This is a genomic window from Dyadobacter sp. CY327 (genome assembly GCF_021390415.1).
In the GTDB taxonomy this organism is placed as follows: domain Bacteria; phylum Bacteroidota; class Bacteroidia; order Cytophagales; family Spirosomataceae; genus Dyadobacter; species Dyadobacter chenhuakuii.
In genome coordinates, this window is record NZ_JAJUXJ010000002.1 from 133,677 (window position 1) to 149,672 (window position 15,996).

General features: G+C 44.1%; 16 protein-coding genes. 5 read left to right on the forward strand and 11 right to left on the reverse strand.

The genetic code is table 11. The annotated features are described in order from the left end of the window. Positions 1-59 precede the first annotated feature (59 nt). The 4 genes from LZG74_RS10160 to LZG74_RS10175 form a co-directional block, all read right to left on the reverse strand. On the reverse strand, positions 60-2,225 hold the full coding sequence (locus tag LZG74_RS10160; protein WP_233796468.1) for a 2'-5' RNA ligase family protein: 2,166 nt from the start codon (positions 2,223-2,225) through the stop codon (positions 60-62). Between the two features lie 95 nt (positions 2,226-2,320). Continuing rightward, positions 2,321-2,935, reverse strand: coding sequence for a 2'-5' RNA ligase family protein (locus LZG74_RS10165; RefSeq protein ID WP_233796469.1), 615 nt, complete (start codon positions 2,933-2,935; stop codon positions 2,321-2,323). A 128-nt stretch (positions 2,936-3,063) separates the two neighbouring features. Beyond that, a complete protein-coding gene (locus LZG74_RS10170) occupies positions 3,064-3,537 on the reverse strand; it encodes a DUF6644 family protein (protein ID WP_233796470.1) in 474 nt (157 codons plus the stop codon). Between the two features lie 2 nt (positions 3,538-3,539). Beyond that, positions 3,540-3,893 (reverse strand): DUF6152 family protein, encoded by a 354-nt coding sequence (locus tag LZG74_RS10175; protein WP_233796471.1) that lies wholly within the window; start codon positions 3,891-3,893, stop codon positions 3,540-3,542. Between the two features lie 85 nt (positions 3,894-3,978). Between LZG74_RS10175 and LZG74_RS10180 the strand changes: the two genes are divergently transcribed. Further along, a complete protein-coding gene (locus LZG74_RS10180) occupies positions 3,979-4,434 on the forward strand; it encodes a hypothetical protein (protein WP_233796472.1) in 456 nt (151 codons plus the stop codon). Between the two features lie 28 nt (positions 4,435-4,462). Here LZG74_RS10180 and tnpA read toward each other — a convergent pair whose 3' ends face one another. The 5 genes from tnpA to LZG74_RS10205 form a co-directional block, all read right to left on the reverse strand. Beyond that, on the reverse strand, positions 4,463-4,924 hold the full coding sequence (gene tnpA / locus LZG74_RS10185; protein WP_233796473.1) for an IS200/IS605 family transposase: 462 nt from the start codon (positions 4,922-4,924) through the stop codon (positions 4,463-4,465). 428 nt (positions 4,925-5,352) lie between these two features. Further along, entirely contained in the window at positions 5,353-9,021 is a 3,669-nt protein-coding gene (purL, locus tag LZG74_RS10190) for a phosphoribosylformylglycinamidine synthase (protein ID WP_233796474.1), read from the reverse strand. 128 nt (positions 9,022-9,149) lie between these two features. Continuing rightward, complete coding sequence (locus LZG74_RS10195; RefSeq protein WP_233796475.1) at positions 9,150-9,545, reverse strand: type II toxin-antitoxin system VapC family toxin; 396 nt, start codon at positions 9,543-9,545, stop codon at positions 9,150-9,152. Then, positions 9,546-9,761, reverse strand: coding sequence for an antitoxin AF2212-like protein (locus LZG74_RS10200; RefSeq protein WP_233796476.1), 216 nt, complete (start codon positions 9,759-9,761; stop codon positions 9,546-9,548). Between the two features lie 60 nt (positions 9,762-9,821). Beyond that, positions 9,822-10,649, reverse strand: coding sequence for an SGNH/GDSL hydrolase family protein (locus tag LZG74_RS10205; RefSeq protein WP_233796477.1), 828 nt, complete (start codon positions 10,647-10,649; stop codon positions 9,822-9,824). A gap of 114 nt (positions 10,650-10,763) precedes the next feature. On the opposite strand from LZG74_RS10205, the gene LZG74_RS10210 reads away from it, so the two are divergent. Further along, entirely contained in the window at positions 10,764-11,318 is a 555-nt protein-coding gene (locus tag LZG74_RS10210; protein WP_233796478.1) for a DUF4468 domain-containing protein, read from the forward strand. A gap of 167 nt (positions 11,319-11,485) precedes the next feature. Continuing rightward, positions 11,486-11,806, forward strand: coding sequence for a hypothetical protein (locus LZG74_RS10215; protein ID WP_233796479.1), 321 nt, complete (start codon positions 11,486-11,488; stop codon positions 11,804-11,806). A 13-nt stretch (positions 11,807-11,819) separates the two neighbouring features. Here LZG74_RS10215 and LZG74_RS10220 read toward each other — a convergent pair whose 3' ends face one another. Both LZG74_RS10220 and LZG74_RS10225 read right to left on the reverse strand, forming a co-directional pair. After that, positions 11,820-12,377, reverse strand: a complete 558-nt coding sequence (locus LZG74_RS10220; protein ID WP_233796480.1) for a trans-aconitate 2-methyltransferase — start codon at positions 12,375-12,377, stop codon at positions 11,820-11,822. A gap of 65 nt (positions 12,378-12,442) precedes the next feature. Then, positions 12,443-13,549 (reverse strand): Fic family protein, encoded by a 1,107-nt coding sequence (locus tag LZG74_RS10225; RefSeq protein ID WP_233796481.1) that lies wholly within the window; start codon positions 13,547-13,549, stop codon positions 12,443-12,445. Positions 13,550-13,807: 258 nt separating this feature from the next. Here LZG74_RS10225 and LZG74_RS10230 point away from each other — a divergent pair, with 258 nt between their 5' ends. Beyond that, a complete protein-coding gene (locus LZG74_RS10230; protein WP_233796482.1) occupies positions 13,808-15,328 on the forward strand; it encodes a glycosyltransferase family 39 protein in 1,521 nt (506 codons plus the stop codon). 101 nt (positions 15,329-15,429) lie between these two features. Continuing rightward, entirely contained in the window at positions 15,430-15,990 is a 561-nt protein-coding gene (locus LZG74_RS10235; RefSeq protein ID WP_233796483.1) for a TetR/AcrR family transcriptional regulator, read from the forward strand. Positions 15,991-15,996: the final 6 nt, after the last annotated feature.

The following is a 15,996-nucleotide window of genomic DNA, read 5'->3' on the forward strand; positions in this document are numbered from 1 at the left end:
GACTAATATACCCATTATGCACATTGATTAGATAATTACCGGCATTTTTATGTTGTAAATCAAGGTTGAAAAAGATCCAGCTGCGCAAGTGGTTCAGGAGATCCAATCAAAGGAAGCACATCAACCACATCATACTGGCGACGTTTTTCATTGTATTTTCGAATAACAAACGAGTCGCACCAGAAACTTGCTTCATACGTCGGCAATGTGGCATATGCCAGCTCAACCCACTCCCGCGTAAGCCTGCGGCCAACCGACATATGCGGATTTTTCGACTCATCGGCCCATTTCCGGGTGTATTGCTTTTTAAGCTTTTTATCAAATGCTTTCATCACAGCCTCGCTACGCTGCCTGATCGCATTGGAGGAATCAATTGTTGGCTTAATGTAAAACGCAGAATAATTACCCTTGTCAAAATCATCAAATCCTGAAAAGTGGATTTCAAAAGGGTTCAACTCAGCAACGATACGGCGATATTCGGCCAGGATATACGGATAATCGTTTTCATCGGCCTCAAACCCATCCAAAGAAATATGCGCCTCCGCATTGACACTGCCATAACTTTTACCAAAAGCACTTTTCAACTGCTGCTTCATCTCAGCAACATCAAGCGAAATCGCCGCGCTGGGCATGATGGCTAGGGAATATTGCGATAAAGGTGATTTAAGCATAATTTCATAAAATTGTTCTTCAATGGCTTCTATTTCGTCACTTGACAGCTGCGAAAACTCCCGGTCCAATGCTCGGTTTGACAGCCTTCCACTGTTTTGCTCCAAAAAACGAATAAGTAAAGCAACTGTTTTGTCTGGCATCTCAAACTCTTGGTCCAGCCACTCTTTCATCAAATCGTATTTCTGTAAATATCTTACCTCCGCCGGGATAATTTTTTGGACAGTCTGATTAACACATTCGAATAAAAATTCAGCCTGTTTTGTAGCATCAAAATATCGATAGTAGTCACTGGTCTCATTTAAAACGTTTACATTATTATCCTTTGTAGGCGTCCATTCGATGAAGTCCAGTATAGGATAAGAATATTGTTCAAGCGACCTTCGGTAGTCATCCATTCTCTCTAAAATTGCTGCTGAGATTGGAAAAACAAATCCCTGCGGACTGAATTTCGTTTTTGCAAGCAAATGATGAATCAGATATCTGTGAATTCTCCCATTACCATCTACAAACGGATGAATAAATACAAAGCCGAACGAAATGCTGGCAGCAGCTAATACCGGATGAAAGGTATGACGCTCTAACAAATAAGCAGTTTCAAATAAGCTCTCTAGTAAACTGTTTAGGTCCTCAGGTTTGGCCGAAATATGGTCGGGAATAGGTGAACCGGTGATTCTGTCATGTATTCCCACGAAACCACCTTCAGTACGAAATCCCATCTTAATAAAACGACTGTTTTCAATGACAATTTGCTGTAAACGCAGCAATTCGTCCGCTCCCAGCTGAATATCCCCAGCTTGGCCGATGGCCCTCCCCCATCGCATAGCACGATTAGGAGTAGGATTTTCGCCCTCAATCGAAAATGAAGCTTTGGAATCTTTCAGTAGTAAAAATGCTGATGCACGGAGAATCAGGTCTTTGTGAACTTCGCTTAATATGGAATGAGTAGTGTCTGAGAGGTTGGCCTGGATGAGATCGTCTAACTTCCTGGTTCGAAAAATCAATGGACAAAAGCCAACTGTTCCAGGAAGATTATTTCGTATCCGCTGTCGCGAAACATTTACAGCAGGAGAAACTGCATATTGTATTCCTTCATCAATTAGAGGCACATAGTTTCCATCACTTAGATCCGGAATTTCCAATTTCCTTTGCATAAGCCACTCGAACAAAAACCAAATTCTCCGGCTATATTGGCCCTTAGGTTCTATGCTAATAGTTGATGTAACACTTTCAATGTTAATACTTTCAAACAATTTCTTAAAAAAAAGCAGGTTTACACCTTCATATTTTAACGCAAACACCAAGTGATTATATAGATTATCTGCCGGACGGTGTCTAGGGGTCAAAATTAGCCAATCATCATTCGAGGATTGCCTATGCTTGTCACTGATCAATGCAATCCTCGTAGGCATGGGGATTTTCAATTCCAATCTTTCGATTATTGCTCCATAACCAACAAGAAGCGCTTCCTCCGGAGCATGCCGTCCATGAATAACGCTAATCTTCCTTGAATATGAAATTGTATCGGCTTTCAAATGATCGACCTTTTTTGACATAAGCGCCATGCATTTAGCCAAATATAATGAAACAGGAATAATGATGGCGAAAAACGCTTATCAATCTTATCGGTTTATGAAAAATGAATACCGATCTAAAACAACCGCATCTGCTGCCCCACCATATATTCGTGGCCGAGCAGGGGGATGGTGTCCATAATTTCGTATTGGCGTTTTTCTTCGTTGTATTTGCGCATTACGAACGAGTTACATGTAAACTGCTCGATAAATGTCTCTGAGAAGAATTCGTAAGAGGCTTTTATTTCTCCGAGGGTGAGTTCACGTGCAATGGTCATATGCGGCTTTTTCCGGCCTATCGTATCCCAACGATCTGTACACCTTTGCCTCAAAAGCTTGTTAAAGTTCGCTCCAATAAGTTTACAGTATCGGGCGATTTGCTGTACGGATTCATCGCCCGGCTTTATGTAAAAGGTGCATTCAGGTCGGTCAGAAAAATCACCAAAGCCAGAGAGTTCGATTTCCAATAGCGCCAGTCCTGCCAGCACTCTTTTAAATTCAGCAAGAATCCTGTGATAATCATCTTCACTGGCCACAAACACTATCAATGTCATATGCGCCAAGGAATTTACGCTCCCGTAACTACGGCCTAAATGCGTTTTCAGGCGCCTTTTGAGCGTCTTGACAAGCCGGATGATACGCTCATCGGGATTTATAGCGAGGGTGTAAACAGAAAATGTCTTTTGTTTCATCAATTGGTAGGCCACATCGTAAATATCGGCAGGAATACATTCTAATCAATGTTGATAAGATGCAAATTCCGTTATATCGCCGAGACGAAAAGGCTGCGATGCTGAATTAGTTTTGTCAAAGAGACTATTTAATAAGCTAGCAACCGGCCGCAGGCAATGGTCGCAATCCACACTGCGATAGAAACACAGGCAGTAATTTTAGTCTGAAATGAAAAGTAAGCGTCGGGATTTGTTGATCCGGATCTGAAAACAAAACGGTGAAAAACGAACACATTAATTGCCCCAATGGCAATAAGGCTCATTTTCGTCCAGAAAGTAGGGTCAACACCCAGCGCATTGGCGTTCGTGATGAACAGCAATGCGCCGGATGGGATTATCAACAGCAGCGATCTGCGCGACCACGGCAGTAAATGTTCAGCCAAACTGGCGAGGGGAATGTTTTTTGATAACCCTAATAGCCTTAGATCAAACATAAAGGCGGGCCCTACCAACATCACTATGCCCAAGATATGAACGATTTCCAATATCGGATACAGCCACAATGATTGACGGATGCCTACTGCCCACGAAGTTTTTTCCAGCCAGTCGAGAAAATCCAGCACTATCAGCGAAGTTCGAATTTTTTACCATCCACGAAGATCCTCTCAGCGCGCATTTCACCTTTTTCGGTCTTATGGGGATAAGCGACAAGCCTCACAGATGTGCCCTTTTTGATCATATCACCTGTGAGTCCCCGATCCGTCATGCGGCTTGTGGGCGCCAGAAATACGGTGTTCATTTCCTTGTTGTACTTGACCTTCGCGAGCACATGCGGGTTTTCGTAAATCGATTCTTCAATTTTTGTTTCAAAATCCTGTGGCTTGGTTTGGTCGTAATCCGCCCAGCCGTGATGCAACATGGTGAAGGAGCCGCAAAGCAAGATCGCCAGCACCATTGTCAAGTTTTTTAAGCCTTTCATAAAATGTTGAGTTTAGTGTATTTAAAGTTAAAGAAATAATCCATTAACTTGAAAACCAAATCCAACTCTAATTTCTGTAACCTTAATGAAATCAAAATTTTACACCCTTGCTTTTCTGACAATTTGCGCTGCCTGCGGCGAAAAAAAGAATGATCTTGAAACAACTTCTCCCTCTATTGTTGGCACATGGGCACTTTCTTCCAGCAAAGTGATCACCAAGAACGACACGCTTGTCACGTTTCCGATTAAGAACCAGGAAATGATCAAAATGTTTACAGCATCGCATTTCACCTTTATGAAACACGATATCAATCAGGGCAAAGGCGATACGGCCGTTTTCGACGCCGGCGGCGGCACCTACACATTAAAAGGCGAAGAATACTCAGAACATCTTCAATACTGCAACTACCGCGACTGGGAAAACCGCGATTTCCACTTCAAACTACGTTTAAAAGGCGATACGCTTATCCAAACTGGCATCGAGAAGATTGACAGCTTAGGCATTGATCAGGAAATATTGGAGGTTTATGTGAGGAAGTGATGGAGGCTGAACCGGAAAGTTAGTATGATTAGATCAATTCTTTAAAGACATATTGCTCATCGTAATCTATTCCGTATCTCATTAGCATTTCAATATACTCGTTCTGGAATGTCGCCTTGCTATGGTGCTGTTCTTGATTTTGAATGTATTTGGTAACACTGTCGATATGTGACTGACTGTATGAGAACGTCCCGAAACCTCTCTGCCACTCAAATCTTTCTGCGAGCAATCGGTTGTCATTAATCCATTTTGAGGATTTTGCCTTGACATTCTTCATCACTTCTGAAACAGAAATGGAAGGCTTCAAGGCAAAGAAACAATGTACATGATCTTCAACGCCGTTAACTATTATTGTTTTGCAACCAGTTTCATTGATCAAATTGCCAATGACGCCCATTAACTCCGCCCTCCATTCCTTATCAAGAACTGCCCGGCGGTATTTTACTGCAAATACAGCTTGAATGTACATCTGAGAGTAGGTGTTTGCCATGTATGTCGAATTAGATATCCGGCAGGCAAACTAAGCATCAATTTACACAGAAAACATAATCACTTTTCCTAAGGAGGCTTTGGTATATCGAAAGGTTTAGGCAAGGCCTTGAAACTGCGCAAAGGCCAGGATAAATCCTGACCCATAACTATGAAATGTGCCTGACGGCACTAACTTCCGATAAGGAAAGTGCCAAACAAAGGCCAGGATAAATCCTGACCCGAAATATGAACCGTGCCTGATGGCACTAACATCAACCAAGAAAAAGTGCCGTCAGGCACAACAAATACATAACCCGGGATTTCAATCCCGGAGAAAAAACAAAGGCCAGGATAAATCCTGACCCATAAATATGAACCGTGCCTGACGGCACTAACATCCACCAAGAAAAAGTGCCGTCAGGCACAACAAATACATAACCCGGGATTTCAATCCCGGAGAACCCCCTCAACCCACTTCCGGGCGTTCACAAACGCCTCCAACCAAGGACTCACCTCATCTTTCCTTCCTTCCGGATAATTGGCCCAGTGCCATTGGAAAAGTGATCTTTCGATATGCGGCATCATTACCAAGTGGCGGCCTGTTTCGTCGCATAGCATCGCAGTGTTGAAACCCGAGCCGTTTGGATTGGCTGGGTAAGTTTCATAGGCATATTTGGCAACAATCTTGTATTGATCTTCTAAATACGGGAAGTCAAAGCGGCCTTCTCCGTGGGAAACCCAAACGCCTAATGTGCTGCCTGCCAGTGTGGAAAGCATGACGGATTTGTTAGGCTGAATCGTCAGCGAGGTAAAAATACTTTCGTGCTTACCGCTCGCATTGTGCAGCATTTTGGGTTTCTTCTCGTGGTTTTCGTTGATCAGCCCAAGCTCAACAAAAAGCTGGCAGCCGTTGCAAACCCCGACAGACAACGTATCCTCACGTGCAAAGAATTTTTCCAGAGCGATCTTGGCTTTTTCATTGTAAAGAAATGCCCCGGCCCAACCTTTCGCAGAACCCAGAACATCCGAATTGGAAAACCCTCCTACTGCGCCTATGAACTGAATGTCTTCCAAAGTTTCGCGACCGGAAATCAGATCCGTCATATGCACATCTTTCACATCAAAGCCAGCCAGATACATCGCATTCGCCAATTCTCTTTCCGAATTACTTCCTTTTTCACGAAGCACCGCTGCTTTCGGTCTCGGCTTGGACTCATCAATAACGGGCTTTTTACCATCAAAATGAGCAGGGAATTTGTAGCGCAGCAAATGATTTTTATAATGATCAAAACGCTCCTTCGCAAGCTCCGGTTTGGTTTGTTTCCTGTCTAATAAATAGGAAGTTTTAAACCAAACATCACGCAATGTCTCAATATCAAAATCCCACTTGCCAGCAGCATCTTTCACCGTCAGTGTGGAAGCCATATTAACCGCCCCGATCTTATGGAAATTAACGCCCTGCGCTTCCAGTAACGATTCGGCAGACTCGTCGGCCTGGAAAACGATGCCAATATTTTCAGCAAACAGCTTTTCAATAATATCCTGATCCCCAAGTGCTGAAAGATCAATGGAAGCGCCCAGATCACGGTCTGCAAAGCACATTTCAAGCAATGTTGTGATCAAGCCGCCGCTGCCGATGTCATGACCAGCCTGGATTTTACCTTCTTTGATCAATTGCTGAATGGCATTAAATGCAGTTTTGAAATTATCTGCATCCTGAATGTCAGGCGTTTGATCACCAATTTTATTTAATATCTGAGCAAATGACGACCCGCCCAGCTTGTATGTATCTCCCGAAAGATTGATATAATAAATCGACCCGCCTGTCTTTTTCAAAACCGGCTCAACAACAGCAGTAATGTCATCACAATGTCCGGCCGCTGAGATAATGACCGTTCCCGGCGCAATCACTTCGTCATTTTTGTATTTCTGCTTCATAGAAAGCGAATCCTTGCCCGTTGGAATGTTGATTCCCAGACTGATCGCAAATTCCGAGCAAGCTTTCACAGCCTTGTACAAACGCGCATCCTCACCTTCATTTTTGCAAGCCCACATCCAGTTTGCAGAAAGCGAAACGCTCGTCAGATTATCTTTCAATGGTGCCCAAACAATGTTGGAAAGTGCCTCCGCAATCGCATTACGGCTTCCCGCAGCAGGATCAATCAGTGCTGAAAGCGGTGCGTGACCGATTGATGTTGCGATTCCATCTTTTCCCTGAAAATCCAGCGCCATAACGCCGACATTATTCAACGGCAACTGCAAAGGTCCCGCGCACTGCTGCTTGGCCACATGCCCGCCTACGCAACGGTCCACCTTGTTCGTCAGCCAGTCTTTGCTTGCTACTGCTTCCAGTTGCAGCATTTGCTCCAAATATTCATGCAGCTTGCCAATTTCGTAAGTGACAGGCTCGTAGTTTCTTTCAATGGTTTTATCAGCCATCACCGTTTTAGGCGAACTGCCAAACATATCTTCCATTTCCAGGTCCATCGGCTTCGCACCGGTTTTCTCAGACTCGAATGTAAAACGATGCGTACCGGTCACTTCACCCACCTGATAAAGTGGTGCGCGTTCACGGTCGGCAATGCGTTTCAATGTTTCAAGATTTTCCTTACTGATTACCAGCCCCATACGCTCCTGGGACTCATTACCAATGATCTCTTTGGCAGAAAGCGTCGGATCGCCCACAGGCAATTTATCCAGGTTAATGTGCCCGCCTGTTTCTTCAACAAGCTCGGAAAGGCAATTCAAATGTCCGCCGGCGCCGTGATCGTGGATAGAAACAATTGAATTATTACCGCTTTCCACCATCCCGCGAACCGCATTGGCGACCCGCTTCTGCATTTCCGGATTGGAACGCTGAATCGCATTCAGCTCGATACCCGAACCAAACGCGCCCGTGTCGGCAGAAGAAACCGCCGCACCGCCCATGCCGATCCGGTAATTTTCGCCACCCATCACCACGATCTGATCGCCAGTTTCGGGTTTGGATTTTTTGGCCTGATCTGCAATGCCATAACCAACGCCACCTGCCTGCATGATCACTTTATCATAACCCAACTTCCTGCCCAGCTCCTCATGCTCAAATGTTAGCACGGATCCTACGATCAGCGGCTGCCCGAATTTATTTCCAAAATCAGTTGCCCCATTAGAAGCCTTGATCAGGATATCCATAGGCGTCTGGTAAAGCCATTCGCGTTCTTCAACGCCTTTTTCCCAAGGCCGGTTTTCCTCTAATCGAGACAAAGCCGTCATATAAACCGCCGTGCCTGCCAGAGGCAAAGAGCCTTGTCCGCCTGCAAGTCGATCACGGATTTCTCCACCAGAACCCGTTGCGGCACCATTGAATGGTTCAACGGTTGTAGGGAAATTATGCGTTTCCGCTTTCAGTGAAAGAACGGATTCAAAATCTTTAATTTCGTAATATTCAGGAACATCCGGTCTTTTTGGCGCAAATTGCTGCACAACCGGCCCCTTCACAAACGCAACATTATCCTTATAAGCAGAAACGATCGAATTCGGGTTTGCTTCCGAAGTCTTACGGATCAGCTTGAACAATGAAACCGGCTGCTCCTCCCCGTCGATCACAAACGTTCCGTTAAATATCTTGTGACGGCAATGCTCCGAGTTGACCTGAGAAAAGCCAAAAACTTCTGAATCCGTTAATTCGCGGTTCAGTTTTTCAGCTAATTTATTTAAATAATCAACCTCCTCATCACTCAACGAAAGGCCTTCCTGCTTGTTATAAGCAGCAATATCAGCCACTTCCAGGATAGATTCCGGTTGAATGCTGATTGTATAGATGTCCTGGTTCAGCTCGCTGTACTTCTGCGAAAGCATCGGATCGAAATCCGTAAAATCGGCTGACACTTTTTTAAATTCCTCAATGCGTATGATGCCCTGGATGTCCATATTCTGGGTAATCTCAACGGCATTGGTGCTCCACGGCGTAATCATCGCCGCACGGGGACCAACAAAAAACTCCGTGATGACGGTTTCATCCCGGAGTTCCGCGCCGCCAAAAAGCCAGCTTAATTTGGAAGTATCTGATTCTGTTAGCGTTCGCTCTATCTGGACCGCAAAAACAGTGTTCTGTTCGTCTGCAAAAAAGTAGATCATGGTATCGAATTATGGCGCAAAGGTAACTGATTTTTTTCCCAATGCCCATTTGAAGTGGAAAAATTGCGCTCTTGTAAGGTAACAGTCAAAATCAGCACAGTTGTTCCGTTTCCTCCGATTTTTCAACCCTACCAAAGAATCTCCACCAGATTCTGATAATAGGCAAAATGCTGATCGATACTCACAATCGCGGCTTTTTCCGAGATTGCAGTTGCAATGATCAGACGATCAAAGGGATCACGGTGTTCTGGATTAAGTTCGAGGCTCTGGTACTCCTGAAGATGCCTATTTTGAATTGAGACAGTTACAATTCCCGCATTTTTAATGTCTTGAAATATATCCGTCAGCGATTTACGTAGGGTCAGTTTGCTCAATTTGAGCTTAATCGAAATCTCGAAAAGACTTATCGAACTTATCAGAACCTCATTATTCGTATCTTCTATAATTTGTCTGGCTTTGTGTGAGATTTGGCGATCACCTTCGATAAACCATAACATAGCATGTGTATCCAGCAAAACTTTCATTTACATATAATCTTTTAAGTCGTCCAGAGGATCATTAAAGTCGGGACTTAGTGTGATGTTCCCTTTTGAAATACCAAAAGGGCGTCTTATCAAAGTTTCAGCAGGCATTTCAGTTTCCTCGAATATGACTACGACTTTGGTTTTATTCTCAATTTTTGGCTTATGATCAAGGATAACCTGTCCATTTTCATAGGTGCCTTCTATAACAGTAAGCATAATCCTGAGTGTTTTCTTAACTCAAATATACCCAATTGTCGTCAATTTGCCTTCTACTATTCACCGCAAACCCTTCCACTTCTTTTCAACCATCTCCGCAATGATCTTGTAGCCTTTGTCGGACGGGTGCAGGCCGTCGTAGGTCATGTTTATGGATTCGGGCGGATAGGGATAGTCGTCTTTTTCGGGGTTGAAAGGGATGGTGGTGTAGTCTGGGTAGGTGAAGTTTTTGTAATCGCCGGTGGCTGGGTCTTTGAGCTTTTTAAAATTGACCATATTCTCAACCGTCATGCCGCTGTCATGATACAGATCCACAACTGGAATTTTTTCAAGTTTGCCAATGGCCGAAATGGCGTTAGCAAATTCCTCCAGGCTCTGCCCGTTTTTAGGCTTATAGGAGCCGAATGCGTTATTTTTCTGGTTGTTGATATAGACAAAATCCCCCCTTTGCATGGGCGTTATCAGAATGATCTTGGCCTTTTTATTCAACTGCTTTAATTTATCGACAATCACGCGAAATGCGCCATATACGGTCTTAGTCCCCGTTTTTTGTTCATAATCAGAAATAGTGCCAAGATCCTTGCCCTGCCACCAGTCATTTGTCCCTAAAAAAACACTGTAAACTTCCGCTTCAGGCAATTCCAGCGTTTCAATTTTATCCGCAATGTTGATCGACGTCCAGCCGTTGTAACCTTTATTAATGTAGCCGACGCGCGGAAATTTTTCGCTAATTAACGTCATATATCCTTTGGTAATCCGGTTGCCGGTTTCGTCTTGGTGATCATTCAGATAAGTGATCGAATCGCCGATGGCGACCCAGGAAATCCGTCGGGGAGCCGAGGCAAGGCATGTCAAAAATATAACCAGGAACAATAAATACTTTCTCATATGGGTTCAGGATAAGTGGCAGCCCGAATATATTAATTCCGGGGGAACCGGCCGCCGATCATGCTGCCAAAACTTTTGTTATTACCTTTATCACCCAAAACATCCGCAATCATTTTGAAAAAATTACTTCTGATCCTACTTCTTTTTATTGGCCAAAAAGGCTTTTCCCAATCTGGCTTACTCCCGCTCGACGAGCAGAAAAACGTGTTCTATTCTGATTCCGGACAGCCCAAGAAATCGAAATCGGAAATATTTAAAGAAGCCCAGAACTGGATCAGTAAGACCTTCGGCAACTACGAAAACGCAGTCACATTTGAAGACCCGCAGCTTGGTAAGCTCATTTTAACCAGCTATGCGCCAGTGTCCAGCATCACTTATGAATATGTCCGTTTTGACCTCACCATTGAATGCAAAGACCAGCAGTACAATGTCCGGATTGACAAGCTGGACGGCATTTCTACCACGCACAGCCCCGTCAGGCTGGGAGTAAAGGACAATGATGCCGTGATGGAGAAGGAAGTGGCCGTCAAAACCGAGCAAAGCAAGAAAAAACGCACGGAAGCGGAAAATAACCTGAAAAATGCGAAAGCCGACCTTGACGGGATCAATAATGCCATGTTCAAACTCATGTCAGATCTCAAATTGTCGCTGACAGCGTCGGCAGAATAGTTGACTGATAATAGAGTTTTTTTGCAAAAGCAACATGGCTATCTGTTCCAGCCAGTTAGCTGCCTGTATGCCTGATCCTGAGAATAAAATTGCTTTTGTGTGCAACGTTTGATACGCTTCCTTACTCCTTGTGTCAGACTATCGCCCTTAAAAAGCATCACTACTCAATGGACTTCGAACGTGAAATTACCTTGAAAACCGGGAGGTGTGTAAAGGTTTTTGCCAATGCTGTACAAAATCATTCACGGGTGGCTTTCGAGCTCATCGTACTTGTAAAGGATCCTGATGAAAACACATTTTACCCTCCTATTGGGCCCAATCATTCCAAATACTGGCAATTAAAAAGGCTTAATGCACAGCTGGCTGGCATCTTACAGCTTCGTCATAGCGGCGTTTCGGATCGGGAGATGAAACAAATCCTTGACGAATTAAACGAAATGGTTACCGACAACGAGGCCAGTCATGCTGCCGACCTAAAATACAGCTGATATAATGATCCTTTTAAACCGTAATCTCACTTCCTCCGTTTTCAAACAAAATCCGCGCATAGTCCTCGATATTCAGCACAGGTGAAAGTTTTTGAAATCCGGCCAGCTCTGTATGAAATGGCGGTTCCTCAGACAGCCGCAGGAGCATCTGATTTGTCACATTATGATGCTGGGCAGGCATCTGAACCACCAGCTGACCGCCGGGCTTAATGTTTGAGATAATTTTCTCAAAAAGAATTTCGTGATTTTCAGCCCATTGAATGGCTGCATTGGAAAACACAAGATCCCACTTCGCATCCAGGCCAACTCCTTCTTCGATCGACAATTTTTCAAACCGAACCTGAGCATTAGCAAACGCTTTCGCACCATCAAGCATCTCAGCAGAAGAATCAATGCCCAAAACCCTGGCCCCGGAAAGCAGGTCGGCCAGCTTCCTGGTAAGTTCTCCCGTGCCGCAACCCAGATCGATCACATCCATATCAGGCTGCACTTTAATCAATGTTACCAGATCCAAAAACGGTGTAAACCGCTCATCTTTAAATTTATTATAAGTCTCCGGATTCCATGCCATAGTGTTCTTTGTTTGTTGTGATTATCGCTCAGGTTGCTGATGCTGGCAGTTCTTTATATAATCTTTTAGCCAATCGTGAGGTTGTAACGGACACTCCTGCCGCCGCCCTCGGCTTGTAACACGTTCATTTCGAGCAATGTTTGCAAATCACGGGTGGCTGTGGCTTTTGAGGTTTTGGCAATGCTCATGTATTTTTTTGCTGACATTCCTCCATCAAAACCGGCTGGACCTGCTTCGAGCATGCGTTGAACCACTCTCAGCTGGCGTTCATTGAGACGCTCTTTATGCTGGTCAAAAAACTGTGTTTTCTTTAATGTAAAATCAATCAGTTCACGGCTTTCGCGCTGCGCTTGCAATGTAATGTTTACAAAATAGTTGATCCATTCTGTAATGTGATTGCTCCGTTGCGCCTTTTTCAGAGCGGCATAATAACCCTTTCTGTCGGCTTCTATGGTCCGCGACAAGCTCATCATAATGGGGCGCCCTAACGTTTGGGATAATGTTTTTTCGGCAATTGCACGGCCGATCCGACCATTCCCATCTTCAAAAGGATGAATGGTTTCAAAATACAAATGCGCAATGGCAGCCCGAACCGGTGCGCTGCTAATGACACGGTTTCCGCCCGGCGCTGTTTCGTTAAACCAAACAAGAAAACGCTCCATTTCTGCCGGAATAATAGCTGATGGCGGCGCTTCAAAATGCACTTCTTCTTTCCCTATGCTGCCAGAAATCACTTGCATAGGCTCAGCGCCCGTTCGCCAACGCCCCACCTGAATGCGGGTTTCTGATGTAAAAAGGAGCTTATGCCAGTGGAATAATGCTTTATCAGTAAGCGGTTCGGAGAATGTTTTACGTACATCCACCATGAGTGCGCCTATGCCACGTGCCTTTGGATCGCGGACTTGCTCATGCGTTTCGTTGAGGCCAAGATTATTCCTTATCGACGACATTACGTCGAGCCGACTCAAAAACTCTCCTTCGATCTCCGATGTTTTGATAGCCTCGGAAAGCATGAGTTCTAAGAGCGATTCCTGCTGAATATCCGCTGGCAGAGATCTGAGAATACCAGTGATCTCACCAGTTTCCATGGCAAAATTATAGAGTATAGCCTCTACATCATAGCTTGAAAATGCAAAGTCAGGCCAGTCCGAAAGTTCCCAATTATATGCCATGAGCCGATTAAATTACCTATTCGGCTCAAATATAAGCAAATTTTGAGCCGAATACGTGTTTTATTCGGCTCAAAGCTGTAACTCAATAACTAATAACTACCTGCTAAGCAGAAGCATTACGCAGGCTTTGCATATCATTTCCATTTTCCAAACTAAAGATGAAAAAAAATCCCAATTTCCAGGCCGGAAATGAAAAGCGAATTGCCAACTTAGTTACTTCAAAACGAAAATAAGAAAATCCGCCTTCAACCTCTTGAAATGAATAGGAAAACGCTGTTTCTCTGCCTTTTTATACTTGTAAAATTTATCCTGCACTACGTGATCATTGCGCCGGAATATGATCTGCACCGGGATGAATATTTGCATCTCGATCAGGGTAAACATTTGGCCTGGGGATATTTATCGGTGCCGCCATTCACTTCCTGGATCTCTTATATTATCCTGCTGCTGGGAAATGGTGAATTCTGGGTGAGATTTTTCCCGGCGCTTTTTGGTGTATTAACATTGGTTACGGTTTGGAAGGCCATTGAGTCGCTGGGCGGTGGTTTGTATGCATTGCTTTTAGGTGCAACAGCCATCACTTTTTCGGTGCTATTGCGCATGAATATGCTCTATCAGCCCAATTCCGCCGACATTCTGGGTTGGACACTGCTCTATTTTTGCATTCTCCATTATCTTAAAACAGAAAAAAATAAATGGCTTTACATAGCCGGCATTGTGCTTGGTTTTAGTTTTCTGAACAAATATAACATTGTGTTCCTGGTCGCCGGCCTGGCTCCTGCGCTGTTAATTACAGGAAACCTTAAAATATTCAGAAACAAGTCGTTATACATTGCAGCACTCATTACGCTGGTTATAATTTTGCCAAATCTGCTCTGGCAGTATCAGAACAATTTCCCGGTCATTCATCACATGAAACTGCTCGCCAAATCGCAGCTTGTGAATGTGAACAGGATTGATTTTCTCAAAGAGCAACTCCTTTATTTTTTAGGGTCGATCTTCGTTATCCTGGCTGCATTTGTTTCTTTTTTTGCCTATCCTGCATTCAGAAAATACCAGGCATTTTTCTGGTCGCTTGTGTTTACGCTCGCATTGTTTACCTATCTGAGGGCCAAGGGATATTATGCCATCGGGCTCTATCCGATCTTCATCGCGTTCGGAGCGGTTTACCTTGAATATTTATGTCAAAATCGCCTGATATGGCTCCGGCCGGTGTCCATTTTGATCAGCTTGGCCTTATTCATTCCAATTTTTCAGGTGGCATTTCCCACTAAAAGTCCGTCTGAAATTGCGAAAAACTCTAAGCCGTATCAAAAACTCGGCTTGCTTCGCTGGGAAGATGGAAAAGACCATGAACTGCCCCAGGATTTTGCAGATATGCTTGGCTGGAAGGAACTTGCACAAAAAGTGGATGCGGAATACGCGAAAATCAGTGACAAAAACCACACCGTTGTGCTTTGCGATAATTACGGACAGGCAGGTGCGATTAACTATTATTCCAAATTCAAAAATATCCAGGCAGTGACCATGAATGCGGATTACATCAACTGGGTGCCTCTGGATGAAGAAATTAAACATTTGATCCTGGTTCAGAATGCAGACGATGACGATCCGGAACGAAACAAGGAAAAACCGCTTTTCAAGACAATCCGCCGCATTGGAAAAGTAGAAAACCCCTACGCACGCGAGCATGGAACGAGCATTTATGTGCTGCTGGACGCAAAAGTTTCCATTAATGATATTCTGAAAAGCGACATTGAGGAAAACAAATGGGATTAATGCTTGACAAACTCAAACAACACCCCTACCTTTGCTAACACCGTTAGGTATTTTTTGAAAAAATGGGCATCGTCGAACGAAGAATAAGGCAGAAAGAAAACATGCGGACCAATATCTTGTCCGTTGCCTTGCAGCTGGTAAAGGATGAAGGTTGGCAGTCCCTGTCGATCCGGAAAATCGCCGATGCCATTGAGTACAGCGTTCCTGTCATTTACGATCACTTCGAAAATAAAGAAGCCATCCTTTTTGAACTTTCTATGGATGGTTTTCGGTTGCTGGAAAGAACGCTCGAAAAGAACAAGAAGAAATACCAGGACCCAAAGCAACTACTCAAAGCACACGCCGAGGCCTATTGGAGCTTCGCATTCAAGAATCCTGAATATTATCAACTGATGTACGGACTGGGTATGCCCTGCTCCGGGATCGGAAAAGTGAAGCCTCAGTTAAACTGTTTCCGTGATTATATCGGGCAGGCCATTGAGGGAATTGTAAAGGAAAAAAAATCGAGCGATGATGAAACCTGCTTTAAAATTTATGCGTTCTGGTCGGTACTTCATGGTTTGATTTCAATCGTAATGATGCGCTGCTCCGATATCGACGATTCTACAATGAACAAAAAAGTAATGGATGACACGGTGGAAGCATTCATAAAAAATTTATAATTTTTT

Coding starts and splice junctions, on each gene's coding strand:
- LZG74_RS10160 (WP_233796468.1), bottom strand. CDS start 2,225: ATGTCAAAAAAGGTCGATCATTTGAAAGCCGATACAATTTCATATTCA.
- LZG74_RS10165 (WP_233796469.1), bottom strand. CDS start 2,935: ATGAAACAAAAGACATTTTCTGTTTACACCCTCGCTATAAATCCCGAT.
- LZG74_RS10175 (WP_233796471.1), bottom strand. CDS start 3,893: ATGAAAGGCTTAAAAAACTTGACAATGGTGCTGGCGATCTTGCTTTGC.
- LZG74_RS10180 (WP_233796472.1), top strand. CDS start 3,979: ATGAAATCAAAATTTTACACCCTTGCTTTTCTGACAATTTGCGCTGCC.
- tnpA (WP_233796473.1), bottom strand. CDS start 4,924: ATGGCAAACACCTACTCTCAGATGTACATTCAAGCTGTATTTGCAGTA.
- purL (WP_233796474.1), bottom strand. CDS start 9,021: ATGATCTACTTTTTTGCAGACGAACAGAACACTGTTTTTGCGGTCCAG.
- LZG74_RS10195 (WP_233796475.1), bottom strand. CDS start 9,545: ATGAAAGTTTTGCTGGATACACATGCTATGTTATGGTTTATCGAAGGT.
- LZG74_RS10200 (WP_233796476.1), bottom strand. CDS start 9,761: ATGCTTACTGTTATAGAAGGCACCTATGAAAATGGACAGGTTATCCTT.
- LZG74_RS10205 (WP_233796477.1), bottom strand. CDS start 10,649: ATGAGAAAGTATTTATTGTTCCTGGTTATATTTTTGACATGCCTTGCC.
- LZG74_RS10215 (WP_233796479.1), top strand. CDS start 11,486: ATGGACTTCGAACGTGAAATTACCTTGAAAACCGGGAGGTGTGTAAAG.
- LZG74_RS10220 (WP_233796480.1), bottom strand. CDS start 12,377: ATGGCATGGAATCCGGAGACTTATAATAAATTTAAAGATGAGCGGTTT.
- LZG74_RS10225 (WP_233796481.1), bottom strand. CDS start 13,549: ATGGCATATAATTGGGAACTTTCGGACTGGCCTGACTTTGCATTTTCA.
- LZG74_RS10230 (WP_233796482.1), top strand. CDS start 13,808: ATGAATAGGAAAACGCTGTTTCTCTGCCTTTTTATACTTGTAAAATTT.
- LZG74_RS10235 (WP_233796483.1), top strand. CDS start 15,430: ATGCGGACCAATATCTTGTCCGTTGCCTTGCAGCTGGTAAAGGATGAA.